Consider the following 15,028-nt stretch of genomic DNA (forward strand, 5'->3'; position numbering starts at 1 on the left):
CCATGGAGTTCGGCAACAGGGAAAACGGCGATCGCGGCACCATGTCGCAGATAAACGTGACACCTCTGGTCGACGTCATGCTGGTGCTCTTGATCATCTTCATGGTCACCGCGCCGATGATGCAGCAGGGGGTCCAGGTCAACCTCCCCAAGGCGGAAACCAAGTCGCTGGCGCCCAAGGAGGACACCCTGGTGGTCTCCGTCGAGCAGTCCGGCAAGACTTTCATCAATTCGACCGAAGTATCGGGCGATCAATTAAAAGATAAACTGACCACCATGCTGGCCGGCCGCGAGAAACGCGAGGTGTTTCTCAAGGCGGACCAGGCAGTCCCCTACGGCGATGTAGTCCGGGTCATGGCCCAGATCAAGGGCGCCGGCGTGGAGCGCCTGGGCATGGTGACGGAGTCCCCGCAACGCCGATGAAAACCGCGTTAACGCGCAACTACCCGGGGCCGGGGGGGATGCTGGCGCTCTCCCTCGTCTGCCACCTGGTCGTGTTCCTGATCATCGCGAACTGGCACTTCTCCCCCGAGTTCCTTCGGGACGAAACCCCGGTGACCTACGTCGACATGGTGACGCTGCCGGTCGCCGCGCCGCAAAGCGGTGTGCCGCAGGCACCGGCTGCGGCCGAGAGCAAGGCTCCCGCCGCGCCGGCCCCAGTCCCCCCGGCGCCTGCCAAGCCGGCCATGGCACTGCCGACCAAGCCCGCAGCCAAGACGCCGCCTCCGAAATCCCAGGCCAAAACCGAACAGCAGCAAAAAGAGGCCGAGGACAAGGCCTTCAGCGATCGGATGGCCAAGCTGCAGCAAAAGGCCGAAGACCGGCGCCAGGCTGCGGTACTGGATGCGATGCGCAACAGAGGGAACGCCCGCACCGGGATGCCGGGAGCGACCGGCAACCAGGCGGGGAGCGACTACTCCTCGTACCTGCAGTCCCGGCTCAGGGACGCCCTCAAGCAGGTCATCGCCACCCAGACCAGCGCGCCGCAGGTGATCGCGACCATCACCGTCTCTCCCGACGGCCGCATCGAGTGTCGCGTGGAAAAGGGTTCCGGTGATGCCTTCTTCGACGACTCCGTACAACGGGCCGTGGCGCTCGCCGGCAAGACGCTGGTCCCCCCGCCCAACCGTTCGCAGTACAAACGCGTGTTCCGCTTCATGCCTGAAGGGGTGAAATAGATGACAAGAATCCTCCTGTTACTGCTGCTACTGGTTCTGGGGCCGCAGAGCTTCGCGGCCGAGAGTTACCTCGACGTCACCGCCCCGACCTCCGGGAAGATGAAGCTCGCCATCGCACCCACGACCGCGCTCTCCGGTGCCGTTCCCGCCGACGTGGCGCGCGACCTCCCCGAGCTCTTCGGCTTCGACCTCGGCATCGCCGGTCCCTTCGAGATCGCCCCCGCCGAGGCCGGCAGCGCCCTTCTTCTGAAAAGCGCCTACACCGTCCAGGGCGAGACCGCCATCATCGAGTGCCGCCTGGTGGACCAGGTGCTCAACCGCGAGGTGATCGCCAAGCGCTACAGCGGCAGGGTGAAGGACCTGCGCCGCATGGGGCACGCCTTCTCGGACGAGGTGCTGCGCGTGCTGACCGGATCCAAGGGTCCCTTCACCGGCAAGATCGCCTACGTCTCCAAGGCCTCCGGCAACAAAGAAATCTACATCATGGACTACGACGGGCACAACCCGCAGCGGCTCACCAACAACGGCTCCATCAACCTCTACCCCGACTTCGCCCCTTCGGGCAAGGAGCTCATCTACACCTCCTACAAGAAGGGGAACCCGGACCTGTACCGCCGCGAGCTCTTCACCGGGCAGGAAGCGCGCGTCTCCTCCAGGAGCGGCCTGAACGCGATGGGGGTCTTCTCCCCCGACGGCAACAAGATCGCCCTCGTTCTCTCCAAGGACGGTAACTCCGAGATCTACCAGATGAGCCGGGACGGCAAGGACCTGGTGCGGCTCACCAACAGCCACGCCATCGACGTCTCGCCGGCCTGGTCGCCCGACGGCTCCCGTATCGCCTTCGTCTCCGACCGGCTGGGCAAGCCGCAGCTCTTCGTCATGGACGCCAGCGGCGGCAACCTCAAGCGTCTCACCAGCAACGGGGCCTACAACGTGACTCCGCGCTGGTCGCCCAAGGGGGACCGCATCGTCTACGCGCGCAAGGAAGGCGGTTTCCAGATCTACGCCATCAATCCGGACGGGTCCGGGGACACCCAGCTCACCAGCGCGGGGAGCAACGAGCATCCCCGCTATTCACCCGACGGCCGCTTCATCGTCTTCAGCTCGACGCGGGACGGCGGCGAAGGTCTGTACCTGATGCGGGCCGACGGCAGCGGCCAGATCAGGATCTCTCCGGACCGGGCGCAGAACACGCACCCGACCTGGTCGGTGAACTGGTGACGTCGAAGCATTGCCGTTGCCTAACCCGGAAAACGTGGGTATACTTTCAGTCGTTTTTTCAAGAGACATCGGCATACAGCGATGTCTATATTCCATAGATCAAAAGGAGTGGGGAATGCGCAAGAGAATCGCCGGATGCCTCGTTGTTCTAAGTTTGGGAGCGCTGGTAGCGGGAGGGTGCGCCAAAAAGGACCTGGTGAAGCAGGAACCGGCCCCTGCGGTGACGGCGCCCGCCCCCGAAGTAACCAAACCGGCCCAGGAAGCCAGACCCGAAGCGCCCAAGGCGCCGGTCACCGAGCAGACCCCGGTGCGCGAGCCGGTGGTGGCGCAGGAACCGGTCCGCGAGACGCCCAAGGCTGCGGCGGGCGACCTGCAGGGACAGTTGCAGAAGATCTACTTCAACTTCGACTCTTCGGATCTCTCCGAGGACTCGCGCAACGTCCTGACCAGGAACGCGGAGTACCTGAGCAAGCAGCCGTCGGTCAAGATCCGCATCGAGGGGAACTGCGACGAGCGCGGCTCGGACGACTACAACATGGCTCTGGGTGAGAGAAGGGCCAAGGCCGCCAAGGACTACCTGGTGAACCTGGGCATCTCCTCCGAGCGCATCAGCACCATCAGCTACGGCGAAGAAAAGCCGGTCGACGCAGGCCACGACGAGGCCGCCTGGAGCAAGAACCGGCGCGACGAGTTCGTCGTCGTCAAGTGACGTTTGCCACGCAGCCCAAAGGAGCCTACGGGCTCCTTTTTTTATCGACCGGCCTTAAAGGAGGTTTTGTCATGAGGTTTACGAGGGGGGCGCTGGGAGCGCTGGTTGTGCTGACCTTTTTCGGCTGTGCCAGCCAGGGCGACCTGGAGTCTGTTCGCCGCGACAACGACGAGATCAAGAACCGTCTTTTCACGCTGGACCGGGGTCTGAACGAGGTCCGCGGCGAGGTGAAGGAAGGGGTGGAGAAGTCCCTGGCCGGTTACCGGCAGAGCCTTGAGGCGCTGCAGGCCGACATGGCGGGATACCAGAAGGACATGGCAGCCATCCGCAAGGGGGGCGCGGACCTGCAGGCGACCCTGGAGAGCGCCCGGGTGGACATGCAGCTTCTGACCGGCAAGGTGGATGACGTGCGCATCCTGGCGCAGAAACCGGCCGACGACATCGCCCTTTTGAAGGAAGACCTGAACAAGAGGCTGGCCGCGCTCGAGGCGCGCATGACCAAGCTGGAGAAGGGGATCGAGGAGCAGCAGGCGAAGGCGCAAGCCGCACTCAAGTCCCCCGAGCAGCTCTACCAGCAGGGGCAGGATGCCTTGAAGGCCGGACAGGGTGCCAAGGCACGTGAGTTCTTCGCGAGCTTCCTGGTGCAGTATCCCAAGCACAACCTGGCGGCCAACGCCCAGTACTGGATCGGCGAGAGCTACTACCAGGAGAAGAACTACGAGCAGGCGGTGCTGGAGTTCCAGGAAGTGATCAAGAACTACCCGGACAAGGACAAGGCTCCGGCCGCGATGCTGAAGCAGGGCATGGCCTTCAGGGAACTGGGTGACAGCAAGAGCGCCGCCTACATCCTGAAGAAGCTGGTGGACGAGCACCCCAAATCGGAAGAGGCGAAGATCGCCAGGGACAAGTTCAAGATCAAGTAGAGAAAGCTAAGCACGAATTACCGAAAGGCCCTCCTGCCAGAGCTGGAGGGCCTTCCCGTTTGCGGCTGCGGCCGCCGCGGAAAAAGGAGAGCACCATGTTCCTCGCCAGAGACAAGAACAACGACCTGTACCTTTTCGACAAGCTCCCGGTGAAAGGCAACGAATGCTGGTGGGCGGAAACCGGGGTGGACGGCACCTACCTGAAGCTGGACAAGGCTCTCTACCCGGAAATCACCTGGGAGAGCGACCCGGTCCCGGCCGACTTGATCTTGAAATAGGTGAGCATGCGGTGGGATGTTGCCGGGAAGGTAGGGGCGAATAATCATTCGCCCGCCTTTGCTACATGGGTCGGAAGTCGGGCTTGACGTTCTCGGGGGTGTAATTCTGCGCCACGGCCCATCCCTTACCCGGCACCAGTCTCGGTTCCAGGCGGCAGGCGATGTAGCCGATCAGGTTGGCGGGCTCGGGGAGATCCGAGGCGATGGTGACGATCCTAAAGCCGACGAACTCCCCCGGTTCCGGGTACCCCGGCGCTCCCTTCAGGGTGCAGCTCCAGAGCTTCAGCGCCCCGTCACTGGCGGCCAGCGTGATCTGGAAGGTGCGCTCGCCGTCGCGGTTCAGGCCGCACGACTCCTCGACCAGTGCCGGAACCAGCCCCCCGATCAGAGGGGTGTAGCCGATGGAGCAGGCATGGGCGAAGGCGGCGGCGCTATCGGCGAACATCAGCTCCTCTTTCTTCTTCCTGAACCAGTTGAACATAGGCGTCACCTGTGGCCGTCCACGGCGGGGACCATAAGGGGACAGGCACCTTGCGGAGCCAGTCCCCCTCGCTATTGCAGCGTAGAGGTAAGAAAAAAGGCGGGGTCACCCCGCCTTTTTCGCGTCCGAATGTGTGGCGAACTCTAGGCCTTCTTCTCCGCTTCCGCGGTAGCAGCGGCGGCTGCGGCAACCGGAGCCGGCTCGGCGACAGCGGTCCCCTCGACCTTGGCCTTGAGCTCCTCGGCCTCGCGCGCCTTCTCCTCCTCGGCCTTCTTCTTGGCCTCGGCCAGCTTCGCCAGGTGCTCCTTCTCTTCTTCGGTCCTGCTGTCAGCCTCGATGGTCTGCTTGAAGTCATCGGTGGCCTTCTTGAACTCCGCCAACCCCTTCCCCAGCGACTTCGCAAGGTCCGGCAGCTTCTGCGGACCGATGACGATGAGCGCTATGACCAAAATGATGACCAGTTCAGGCATCCCGATTCCGAACATACTATCTACCTCGCTTGGTATGCGTTCAAACACGCGTTTGTCATACAAAAATTGTAAAAAATAATAGAGGTTTTACCGTCGGGTGTCAAGCTTGCAAAGGTAGGACCTTAATTGGTTTGACATGATCCCTAACATTGTCTACTATCGGTCCTGTTTACCATATATTTCAAATGAGAAAGACAGTTTGGTGGTGACAAACATGACGCAGGAATCTTTAAAGACTGATATTAAATCGCTGCTCAAAGAGCGCAAAGCCGTGCTCCTGGCGCACAACTACATGCGTGACGAAGTACAGGAGATCGCTGACATAACCGGGGACTCGCTGGCCCTTTCCATTGAGGCGGCCAAGACTGACGCCGAGGTGATCGTCTTCTGCGGCGTCCACTTCATGGCCGAATCGGCCTCGATCCTGGCTCCGGAAAAGACGGTACTGCTTCCGCGCCTGGACGCAGGCTGCCCCATGGCCGACATGGTCTCGGCGGAAGAACTGAAGCAACTGAAGGCCAAACTCCCCGGCGTGCCGGTGGTGACCTACGTGAATTCCTCGGCCGCGGTCAAGGCCGAGAGCGACATCTGCTGCACCTCCGCCAACGCCCTCAAGGTGGTCCAGTCCATGAGCGAGCAGGAGATCATCTTCGCGCCGGACAAGAACCTCGGGAGCTACGTGGCTCGCTTCACCGACAAGAAGTTCCACCTCTGGGAGGGGTACTGCCCCACCCACGAGCGGCTGCGCCCCGAAGTGGTGAAGGAACTGAAGGCGCAGAACCCGGGCGCCCCCTTCGTCTGCCATCCGGAGTGCAACCCGGCCGTGGTTGAGCTGGCCGACCACGTCTGCTCGACCACCGGCATGTACGACTACTGCAAGAAAAGCGATGCCAAGCGCTTCATCATCGGTACCGAGGCCGGCATCCTGTGGCGGCTCAAGCGCGAGAACCCGGACAAGGAGTTCATCCTCGCCTCCCCGGCCCTCATCTGTCCCAACATGAAACTCACCTCGCTGGAAGACGTGCACGAGGCACTCTCCAGCATGAGACCCGTGGTCAAGGTCCCGGAAGAGGTCCGCATCCCCGCCAAGCGTGCCCTGGACCGCATGCTGGCCATCCCGAGGGATTAACAGCAGGGGCTGGGGGCTAGGGGCTGGTAGGACCTTTCTTTCCCAAGGAGCATCGACAATGATCCGATCGTTTAAAGGCATGCATCCCAAGATCGCCCCGTCCGCCTTCATCGCCGAGGGTGCGGTGGTCATCGGCGACGTCACCATCGGCAAGGAAGCGAGCATCTGGTACAACTGCGTGGTGCGCGGCGACGTGAACTCGATCAGCATCGGGGACCGCACCAACATCCAGGACCTCTCCATGCTGCACGTGACGCACAAAAAACACGCCGAGGACCCGGGCGCGCCGCTCGTCATCGGCAACGACGTCACCGTGGGACACAGCGTCACCCTGCACGGCTGCACCATCGAGGACGGCGCCTTCATCGGAATGCAGGCGATGATCATGGACAAGGCGGTGGTCGGCAAGGGGGCTTTGGTCGGCGCCCGCGCCCTGGTCACCGAAGGAACCGTGATCCCCCCCGGCACCCTCTGGGTCGGGGCACCCGCCAAGTACAAGCGGGACCTCACCGAGAACGAGATCGCCTGGCTGGGACGTTCCGCCGGGAACTACGTCAGGTACTCCAGGGAATACCTGGAAGATGCCGCCACCGAGGCGCAGAAGCTCAGCGGCGCACCCTAGCGGGGAGCCGCGGCACCCGAGATACCGACGTGGCACCAAGCGAAACACAGGCCCGCCTGCTGGACATTTACGACGCGATGTACCGGCGCTACGGGGCCCTCAACTGGTGGCCCGCCGACACACCTTTCGAGGTCTGCGTCGGCGCCATCCTCACCCAGAACACCAACTGGCTCAACGTAGAAAAGGCGATAGCGAACCTGAAACGGGAGGGGCTCCTCTCGGCTGAGGCGATCCGGGAAGTACCCCAGGAGCGGCTCGCCGACATGGTTCGCCCCTCCGGCTTTTTCAACGTGAAAAGCGCGCGGCTGAAGGGATTCGTGCAGTGGCTTTTCGAGCGGCACGGCAGCCTGGAGGGGATGTTCGCCGGAGAGTGGCAGAAACTGCGCGAAGAGCTGATCCGGGTCCCCGGCATCGGCCCCGAGACCTGCGATTCCATCCTCCTCTACGCCGGGGAGAAACCGTCCTTCGTCGTCGACGCCTATACCCGGCGCTTCTTTTCCAGGCTCGGGCTCGTCAGCGAAAAGGACGACTACCACCGGGTGCGTGCCCTGTTCATGGAGCACCTGCCCAACGAAGTGCCGCTGTTCAACGAGTACCACGCGCTGATCGTGGAACAGTGCAAGCGCCATTGCCGCAAGAAACCTTCCTGCGACGGCTGCCCGCTGGGCCGGGCCTGCTGCCACGCCACACCATAGCCCACTCCATGAAAAAATTCGCCAACGTCTTCCTGATCCTGTTCTTCGCCGACGGTTTCCTCTCGGTACTGGACGAGCTGTCCTCGCTGGTCGCCCCGGTGGCGCCGCTCACCATGTTCAGGATGCAGGTCGCCAACTCGGTCCTGCTCCTCGCCGTCCCCCTCTACTTCTGCCTGGGGATCGACCGACGCCTCCCCAAGAAGCTCTTCATCCCGCTGATCGCCTTCCTGTTCGCCTGCCCCCTGGCGGCCTGGATCTTTCCGGTGCTGGGGGACTCAAAGCTGTACGCCATCGCGATGGCGGCCATCCAGGTCGGCGTGCCGCCTTTGTTGATCGCGCGCTACCGCGACGGCAAGGACCCGGGACTCACGCTCCCGTCCTGGCGCTTCGAGGGCCCGTTCTTCAGCCCGCGCAACACGCTCCTCTTCACCGCAGTCAACCTCGTCGTCCTCCCCCTGTTCCTGGCAGCCCTGACGCTGTGCGGGGCCGATCTCTGGGCGCAACAGGACACCGCCGGCTTCATCAAGGTGATGCCGCGCGGCCTTTACCTGACCGAGCGGGTGTACCGGCGCGGCAACCAGACGCTGCTGCTCACGGGAATGGTGCATGTCGGAGAGAAGGGATATTACCAGGACGTGGCGCGGGTTTCGGCCCAGGGGCGGACCGTGGTGCTGGCGGAAGGGGTGACCGACAAGAAACAGGTGCTGCACAACCACTTCGATTACCGTGAAGTGGCGAGTTTTCTCGGGCTTGCCTCGCAGGAGAAGCTGCTCATTCCCGGGAGGGTGATCGACGAGAAATCGCTGGAGGCTTCCCCCTCCAAGCCGGCGGCGAACCAGCCTGACGTGCTGGTGGCCGACACCGACCTGAGCACGTTCCGTCCCGAAACCCTGCTCTTTTTGGACCATGTCGGGAAAGAGCTGCGCAGTGCCCCCTCCGTCGTCGGCGCCGTCTTAAACCTGAACCGCTGGGCCGACAAGAACGTCACCCCCGAGATGTACGCGGTGATCATGGACGACATCCTGACCCGTCGCAACCAGGTGCTGCTGGGCTACCTGGACCGGGCGCTGGAGCGCTACGACACCGTGGTGGTGCCCTGGGGGGCGCTGCACATGAAAGGGATCGAGGAAGGGGCGCTCAAGCGGGGTTTCGTGCTGCAAAAGGAGCAGAGGCGTCTCGCCATCGACCTGAAAAGGATCTTACTCGCCAAGGCCCGCCCGAACTAAAAAGGGGACTGGCTCCGAAGGTGCCTGTCCCCCTTCTAGCCGTCCCCCTTCTTGCCCTGCCCCCTCGGTTCCTGCCGGCCCAGTCCCGCTAGAACTGCTCCGACTCCTCGCCCGCCTGCTCGACTCCCCACAACACGTCCAGGAAGTTCTTCAGTATCCGGGCGGTCAGCCCCCAGATCTCGTCGTCGCCGTAGAGGTAGAAGTACATCGGGTAGTTCTTGATCCCCTTGTGGTCCCAGTACTCGACCCGGTACACGCCCGGCTTGGAGAAGTGCGCCAGCGGCACCTCGATGAGCCTTTCGATCTCGGCGTCGTTGACGGTGAGGAGGTAGTTTTCCGGGAAGATGCCGACCACGGGGGTGACCAGGTAGTTGTGGATGGAGTGGCAGTCGTCCAGCTCGCCGAGGATCTCGACGTCGGCGGGGTCGATGCCGACCTCCTCCCACGCTTCGCGGGTGGCGGTGTCGGCGCTGTCGCGGTCGCTTTCCTCGCAGCGCCCGCCGGGGAAGGAGATCTCGCCGCTATGATGGGTGAGATGGGTAGTCCGCTTGGTGAAGAGGATGTGGTACTCCCCGTCCTTCAGGAACAGGGGGAGCAGGACGGCGGCGGGGACCGGCCCCGCCTCCATGGCTACGCGGCGGCGCGCGGCGAGGGAGGACTTCAGCCGCTCCCTGATCGCGGCCGGCGACCCCGGCCGTTCCTGCCCGTTTTCGGCTATCAGAGCACCGGCTCCTTGGCCCGCCGCTTCAGCTCTGCGATGGTCGCCGCGTAGTCGGGTGAGTTGAAGACGGCGCTGCCGGCCACGAAGACGTCGGCGCCGGCGTGGGCGATGCGGGCGATGTTGTCGGTCTTGACCCCGCCGTCCACCTCGAGCTCCGCCTCGACCCCCCTGCGGTCCATGGTGGCGCGCAGCGCCTGGATCTTCGGGATGCAGGCCTCGATGAAGGACTGACCGCCAAAGCCCGGGTTCACCGTCATCAAAAGGATCAGGTCCAGCTCCTCCATGACGTAGTCGAGAACGTTCAAGGGAGTCGCCGGGTTGAGCGACACGCCCGCCTTCTTGCCGAACGACTTGATCAGCTGGATGGTGCGATGCAGGTGGTTGGTCGCCTCGGCGTGCACCACGATGATGTCGCTCCCCGCCTTGGCGAAGTCCGGGATGTAGCGGTCCGGGTCCACGATCATCAGGTGCACGTCCAGCGGCAGCGTGGTGGCCCGGCGCGCGGCCTCGACGATGAGCGGTCCGATGGTGATGTTGGGAACGAACTGGCCGTCCATCACGTCGATGTGGACGTAGTCGGCGCCGGCCGTCTCGATGGCCTTGATCTCCTCGCCCAGGCGTGCGAAGTCGGCGGAAAGTATGGAAGGTGCGATCTTTTTCATGGCTTCTCCTACTTGATTTTCTTGAGGCGGGCGGCGAAGAAGCCGTCCATGCCGTCGCGGTGCGGCCAGCTCCTGAAAAAGCCGCGCTCGGTAAAGAGCGGCGCGAACTCGGGGAAGAGCGTGCGCAGGTCCTCGGCTACGAATTCGGGGTGCTCGCGCAGGAAGGTGTCGATGACGTACTCGTTCTCCTGGACGCTGGTGGAACAGGTGGCGTAGAGGAGCGTCCCCTCCTTCTCCAGGTACTTGCAGAGGTTCTCCAGGATGGTGACCTGGGTGCGCGCCTGCGGCAGCAGGTCATCGGGGGACTTGCTCCACTTCCCCTCGGGGTTGCGCCGGATCACGCCGAGCCCCGAGCAGGGGGCATCGACCAGGATGCGCTGGAAGGTGACATCCTTGATGGCGGGGGAGGGCGCATTGGCGTCCATGGTGAAGGTGCGCACCGTGGTGATGCCGAGCCGATCGCAGGTCTCCTTGATCAGTCTGAGCTTCTTGTGGTTCACGTCGCAGGCGTAGATCTCGCCGGTGTCCCCCATGAGCTGGGCGATCTGCGTGGTCTTGCCTCCGGGGGCGGCACAGGCGTCAAGCACCCGGTCACCCTTTTCCGGAGAAAGGAACAGGGGCGCCAGTTGCGAGGACTCGTCCTGCACGGTGAAAAGGCCGTCGCGGAAGGAGGGAAGCCGCGAGATCAGCCCGGACTGGTTCAGCCTGACGCCGTCGGGAGACCAGCGGGTCGCGCTGCAGTTGATCCCCTCCTCGGTCAGACGCGCCATGAGCGCCTCTCGGGAGGTGCGCAGGGTGTTGACCCGGATGGTGAAGGGAGGCGGCTCCGACATGGCGGCGGCGAGTTCCTCGGCACCGTCCACGCCCAACTGATCGCACCACTGCTTAGTCAGCCAGGCGGGGTGGGAGTAGCGCACCGCCAGGTAGCCCACCGGGTTCTCGGCGCGGTCCGGGTAGCTGATGTTGTCGCGGTTGCGGTCGGCGTTCCTCAGGATGGCGTTGATGAAGCCGGACGCCCGCGGCGCGAGCTCCTTGGCGAGCTTCACCGTCTCGTTGACCGCAGCGGAAACCGGGACGCGATCCAGGAAGAAGCACTGGTACAACCCCAGGCGCAACAAGAGCAGCACGTAGAGCTCGAGCTTGTCGGTCCTCTGTGTGGAGAACTGCCCGATGATGTGGTCCAGGGTTCCCTGCCGGCGCAGCACGCCGTACACCAATTCGGTAAGAAGGCCGCGGTCGGCCCCCTTGATCATGTCCTTGGACAGTTCGTGGTCTATCAGGATGTCGGCGAAGGACTTCTCTTTTTCGATGCGAAGCAGGATCTCAAAGGCGGCGCGGCGCGGGTTTTTGCTGGACAAAATACTTCCTTTCAGGCGTGAGTGTCTGGGCTGGGCCGGATTCATTATATGCATTTCGCCCAAAACTGCAAGCGGTTAGGGGACTTGACACATGAAAACCAAAGGCTACCCTTTAGCGTGGGTTTAATGATAACCGGGAGGAGGGTTTACCATGATACCTTGGGAAACGGACATGGGAAAAGCGCTGGCTCGGGCGAAGGCTGAACAGAAGACTGTCTTGATCGAATTCTTCAGCCCGCAATGTATCGGTTGCAAGCAGATGGAGGAGGTCACCTTCGCCGACGACGACGTGATCAACTTCATCGGGGACCGCGTCATCCCGGTCAGGATCCCGGTTTCCTCCACCACCCAGACCGGCGACTTCCGCATCTCCTGGACCCCGACCCTGGTCACCCTCGACCTGTACGGGCGCGAGCACCAGCGCACGGTCGGCTACCTTCCGCCCGACGAGATGGTCGGCTCGGTGCTCCTGGGCATGGCGAAGGCGAGCCTGGACAACGGCCAGTTCAACGAGGCGGTGATCCAGTTGACCACCCTCTTGAACGGCTGCCCTAAGTGCGCGGCGGCGCCCGAGGCGGTGTACCTGCGCGGGGTGGCCCGGTTCAGCTCGAGCCATGACCCCGTCGCCCTGAAGGACATCTACCAGCAGCTCTCCAAGGAGTACCCGGACAGCGACTGGACCAAGCGGGCCCACCCCTTCACGCTGCTTTGATCCCTGCATATCGCAGCAGTTGCCAGATTCCACCGGGGGGCGGCAGCCATGCCGCCCTCTTTTTGCATGATATGACGGCTTCACGCCGGATGCTTTGCTGACGACAGGCTCATCCTTATGGCACACGTGCTGGACCACATCTTCACGACACTCCTTTTAGTCTCCCTGGCCTCGCTGGCGATCCTCTCGGCGGGGCACGCGCTGATCAACAAGCGGGATCCCCGCTCGGCCCTGGGGTGGATCCTCACCTGCCTCGCCATCCCGTTTTTCGGATCCATCTTCTACTGGGGCATGGGGGTGAACCGGATCTACAGCCGCGCCAAGCGCTGGCACCGCGAAGCAGGTCCCGCCCTGATACTCCCCCAGCCGGCCACGGACCTCCCTCCCACCAAGCTCCCCGGCGAGCTTTCCTATCTCAGGGAGTTGCGCAACCTCTCCGAGCGCGTGGTGAGCACGAGACTGTTGCCGGGCAACCACCTGGTGCCGCTGGAGAACGGCGAGGAGGCCTATCCCGCCATGATCGCCGCCATCGACGCGGCCCAATCGTCGGTGCACCTCTCCACCTACATCTTCGACGGGGATGAGACCGGAAAACGCTTCATCAGGTCGCTGACGCGTGCGGCGAACCGCGGGGTTGAGGTACGGGTCATCGTGGACAGTCTGGGGGAAAAATACTCGGTTCCGACGGCATGGGAGCTGCTGAAGGGGTCCAAGGTGGAGTTCATGAGATTCCTCCCCCTGAGGCCGGGGGGATACCTGAACCTGCGCAACCACCGCAAGATCATGGTTGTGGACGGGGCAACCGGCTTTACCGGCGGGATGAACATCGGCGGCAGGCACATGGTCACCGGCCCGGCCCCGGTAGTCAAGGACCTGCATTTCCAGGTGACCGGCCCGGTGGTGGCCGACCTGCAGCGGACCTTCCTCGAGGATTGGCACTTCGCCAAGGGAAAACAGCTGACCGACGCGCGCTACTTCCCGGAACTCACCGAGACGGGGACCGCCCTGGTGCGGGCGGTTAGTGACGGGCCTGACAAGGAGTTCCGGAAGCTGAACTGGATCATACTCGGTGCGCTCTCCTGCGCCAGACGCACGGTCACCATCGTGACCCCCTACTTCATCCCGGACCGGCCGTTGATTTCGGCCCTGATCACCGCGGCCCTGCGCGGCGTCGAGATCACCCTGGTGCTCCCCGAGCTCAACAACCTCCCCTTCCTGCAGTGGGCCAGCAATTCGTACCTCTGGGAGCTCCTGCAGCAGGGGGTGCGCATCTACACCCAGCCCGCCCCGTTCGTGCACACCAAGTTCATGGTGATGGACCGCAGCTGGAGCCTGATCGGCAGCGCCAACCTTGACCCGAGAAGCCTCAGGCTCAACTTCGAGTTCAACCTCGAGGTATACGACCTGAACTTCGCGGCCCAGCTCGAGGACCACAGCCAGGCCACCCTGGCGCTATCGCGGGAGCTCACGCTTGCCGAGATGGATGCCCGTTCTCTCCCCGTCAAGCTGCGCGACGCTGCCGCGAAGCTTTTCTCCCCGTACCTGTAGTTTCTCCCCCTCCGCCCTTTGATCCCGCTCCGATTCCGCCAGTGACACCCGGTTCTTCCCCAGCCGCTTGCTGCGGTACATGGCCAGGTCCGCCTGCTTCACCACGCTCTTCAGGTCGTCGCCGTCCCAGGGGAAGGAGGCGATACCGGCCGACAAGGTGCATTCGATGAGGTTCCCGTCGTAGCTGAAAGGGCACGCGCTCATGGCGCGGACGATCCGCTCTACCGCGGGGCGGATCTGCTCCTTGTCGTGGTCGGTGTACATGATGATGAACTCGTCCCCGCCGAACCGTGCCGCGATGTCGCTCTCCCGGATGTTCGACCTGATCACCCGTGCGGTCCATTTGATCAGTTCCGTCCCCGCGAGATGTCCGTACCGGTCGTTGATCTGCTTCAGGTTGTCAGCGTCCAGCATGCAGATGGCGAAGGGAGTCCGGTACCGGCGCGCCACCTTCTCCTGCTGCAGGGCCAGGCTCTCGAAGCTGCGCATGTTGTTGAAGTCGGTGAGGTCGTCGGTAAGCGACAGGCGCTCCACCTCGGCGCGCGCGGCCTCGGTTTCTCCGGCAAGGATGGCGCCGACGTGGGCGATCAGGATGAAGGGGAAGACGCGAATCAGATAACCGGGAATGTGGCTCCAGAGTGCGGGGGACTCGCCGGCCGCCAGCAGCGAATAGGAGGCGACGGCGAGCCCTGCCATGAGATAGGTGATGCGCCTGCCCAGCGTGAGCGAGGTGGCCATCAGCACCAGGTAGATCGCCGAGACGAACGGGCTGTCGGTCCTGCCGGTGCACCAGCAGACGAAGACCAGGTAGACCAGTAGCAGCACCAGTTCCAGCGAGGCCTTGAGCTGGCCGTCGGGCAGCAGCCGCCGCGTGAGCAGGAGTAAACCTGCCAGGGCCAGCGTGGCAAGCACCACGTACAGCCCCCACGGGGATTGCGGGGGAAGCAGGTAGACGTCGAGCAGCACCAGCCCGACCAGGAGCGAGGCGATCACGCCCAGCACCCGGTTATGGCCGGCGTACCTCTCCCCGACCTGCGCAGTCACCCATCCCTTTGCCTCTATCATTCCGCCGCCTCGTCAGGTAATGGCGCAGAAA

General features: G+C 63.5%; 18 protein-coding genes. 12 read left to right on the forward strand and 6 right to left on the reverse strand.

Going from position 1 to position 15,028, the window contains the following annotated elements:
- Positions 1-2: 2 nt before the first annotated feature.
- The 6 genes from tolR (at position 3) to KP004_RS16945 (ending at position 4,308) form a co-directional block, all read left to right on the forward strand.
- On the forward strand, positions 3-422 hold the full coding sequence (tolR, locus tag KP004_RS16920; protein ID WP_216799597.1) for a protein TolR: 420 nt from the start codon (positions 3-5) through the stop codon (positions 420-422).
- Positions 419-1,177 (forward strand): energy transducer TonB, encoded by a 759-nt coding sequence (locus tag KP004_RS16925; RefSeq protein WP_216799598.1) that lies wholly within the window; start codon positions 419-421, stop codon positions 1,175-1,177. The genes tolR and KP004_RS16925 overlap by 4 nt, the downstream gene beginning before the upstream one ends.
- A complete protein-coding gene (gene tolB, locus KP004_RS16930; RefSeq protein ID WP_216799599.1) occupies positions 1,178-2,398 on the forward strand; it encodes a Tol-Pal system beta propeller repeat protein TolB in 1,221 nt (406 codons plus the stop codon). It begins immediately after the preceding gene.
- Between the two features lie 115 nt (positions 2,399-2,513).
- A complete protein-coding gene (gene pal, locus KP004_RS16935; protein WP_216799600.1) occupies positions 2,514-3,107 on the forward strand; it encodes a peptidoglycan-associated lipoprotein Pal in 594 nt (197 codons plus the stop codon).
- Between the two features lie 71 nt (positions 3,108-3,178).
- Entirely contained in the window at positions 3,179-4,030 is an 852-nt protein-coding gene (gene ybgF / locus KP004_RS16940) for a tol-pal system protein YbgF (protein WP_216799601.1), read from the forward strand.
- Positions 4,031-4,125: 95 nt separating this feature from the next.
- Positions 4,126-4,308 (forward strand): hypothetical protein, encoded by a 183-nt coding sequence (locus tag KP004_RS16945; RefSeq protein WP_216799602.1) that lies wholly within the window; start codon positions 4,126-4,128, stop codon positions 4,306-4,308.
- Positions 4,309-4,369: 61 nt separating this feature from the next.
- Here the strand turns inward: KP004_RS16945 and KP004_RS16950 are convergent, their stop codons facing one another.
- Positions 4,370-4,789 carry a hypothetical protein gene (locus tag KP004_RS16950; RefSeq protein ID WP_216799603.1) on the reverse strand — a complete coding sequence of 140 codons (420 nt, stop codon included), beginning with the start codon at positions 4,787-4,789 and terminating at the stop codon, positions 4,370-4,372.
- A gap of 143 nt (positions 4,790-4,932) precedes the next feature.
- A complete protein-coding gene (gene tatB, locus KP004_RS16955; protein ID WP_216799604.1) occupies positions 4,933-5,274 on the reverse strand; it encodes a Sec-independent protein translocase protein TatB in 342 nt (113 codons plus the stop codon).
- Between the two features lie 199 nt (positions 5,275-5,473).
- On the opposite strand from tatB, the gene nadA reads away from it, so the two are divergent.
- The 4 genes from nadA to KP004_RS16975 all read left to right on the forward strand — a co-directional run bounded on the left by nadA (position 5,474) and on the right by KP004_RS16975 (position 8,931).
- On the forward strand, positions 5,474-6,388 hold the full coding sequence (gene nadA, locus KP004_RS16960; protein WP_216799605.1) for a quinolinate synthase NadA: 915 nt from the start codon (positions 5,474-5,476) through the stop codon (positions 6,386-6,388).
- 58 nt (positions 6,389-6,446) lie between these two features.
- The gene (locus KP004_RS16965; RefSeq protein ID WP_216799606.1) at positions 6,447-7,010 is read left to right on the forward strand and encodes a gamma carbonic anhydrase family protein; all 564 of its coding nucleotides are present in this window, start codon (positions 6,447-6,449) and stop codon (positions 7,008-7,010) included.
- Positions 7,011-7,087: 77 nt separating this feature from the next.
- Complete coding sequence (locus KP004_RS16970) at positions 7,088-7,705, forward strand: endonuclease III domain-containing protein (protein WP_216802667.1); 618 nt, start codon at positions 7,088-7,090, stop codon at positions 7,703-7,705.
- An 8-nt stretch (positions 7,706-7,713) separates the two neighbouring features.
- Positions 7,714-8,931: a hypothetical protein gene (locus tag KP004_RS16975; protein WP_216799607.1), complete on the forward strand. Its 1,218-nt coding sequence runs from the start codon at positions 7,714-7,716 to the stop codon at positions 8,929-8,931.
- An 88-nt stretch (positions 8,932-9,019) separates the two neighbouring features.
- On the opposite strand, the gene KP004_RS16980 is transcribed toward KP004_RS16975, so the two are convergent.
- From KP004_RS16980 to rsmB, 3 genes are all read right to left on the reverse strand, one after another.
- Positions 9,020-9,559 carry an NUDIX hydrolase gene (locus KP004_RS16980; protein WP_216799608.1) on the reverse strand — a complete coding sequence of 180 codons (540 nt, stop codon included), beginning with the start codon at positions 9,557-9,559 and terminating at the stop codon, positions 9,020-9,022.
- Between the two features lie 89 nt (positions 9,560-9,648).
- Positions 9,649-10,314 carry a ribulose-phosphate 3-epimerase gene (rpe, locus tag KP004_RS16985; RefSeq protein WP_216799609.1) on the reverse strand — a complete coding sequence of 222 codons (666 nt, stop codon included), beginning with the start codon at positions 10,312-10,314 and terminating at the stop codon, positions 9,649-9,651.
- Positions 10,315-10,322: 8 nt separating this feature from the next.
- The gene (rsmB, locus tag KP004_RS16990; protein WP_216799610.1) at positions 10,323-11,672 is read right to left on the reverse strand and encodes a 16S rRNA (cytosine(967)-C(5))-methyltransferase RsmB; all 1,350 of its coding nucleotides are present in this window, start codon (positions 11,670-11,672) and stop codon (positions 10,323-10,325) included.
- Between the two features lie 151 nt (positions 11,673-11,823).
- Between rsmB and KP004_RS16995 the strand changes: the two genes are divergently transcribed.
- Both KP004_RS16995 and cls read left to right on the forward strand, forming a co-directional pair.
- Positions 11,824-12,384, forward strand: coding sequence for a thioredoxin family protein (locus KP004_RS16995; RefSeq protein WP_216799611.1), 561 nt, complete (start codon positions 11,824-11,826; stop codon positions 12,382-12,384).
- A 117-nt stretch (positions 12,385-12,501) separates the two neighbouring features.
- Entirely contained in the window at positions 12,502-13,932 is a 1,431-nt protein-coding gene (cls, locus tag KP004_RS17000) for a cardiolipin synthase (RefSeq protein ID WP_216799612.1), read from the forward strand.
- Here the strand turns inward: cls and KP004_RS17005 are convergent.
- A complete protein-coding gene (locus KP004_RS17005) occupies positions 13,837-14,997 on the reverse strand; it encodes a GGDEF domain-containing protein (protein ID WP_216799613.1) in 1,161 nt (386 codons plus the stop codon). The genes cls and KP004_RS17005 overlap by 96 nt on opposite strands.
- Positions 14,998-15,028 lie beyond the last annotated feature (31 nt).

Origin of the sequence: Geomonas oryzisoli (assembly GCF_018986915.1) — a bacterium.
GTDB lineage: Bacteria > Desulfobacterota > Desulfuromonadia > Geobacterales > Geobacteraceae > Geomonas > Geomonas oryzisoli.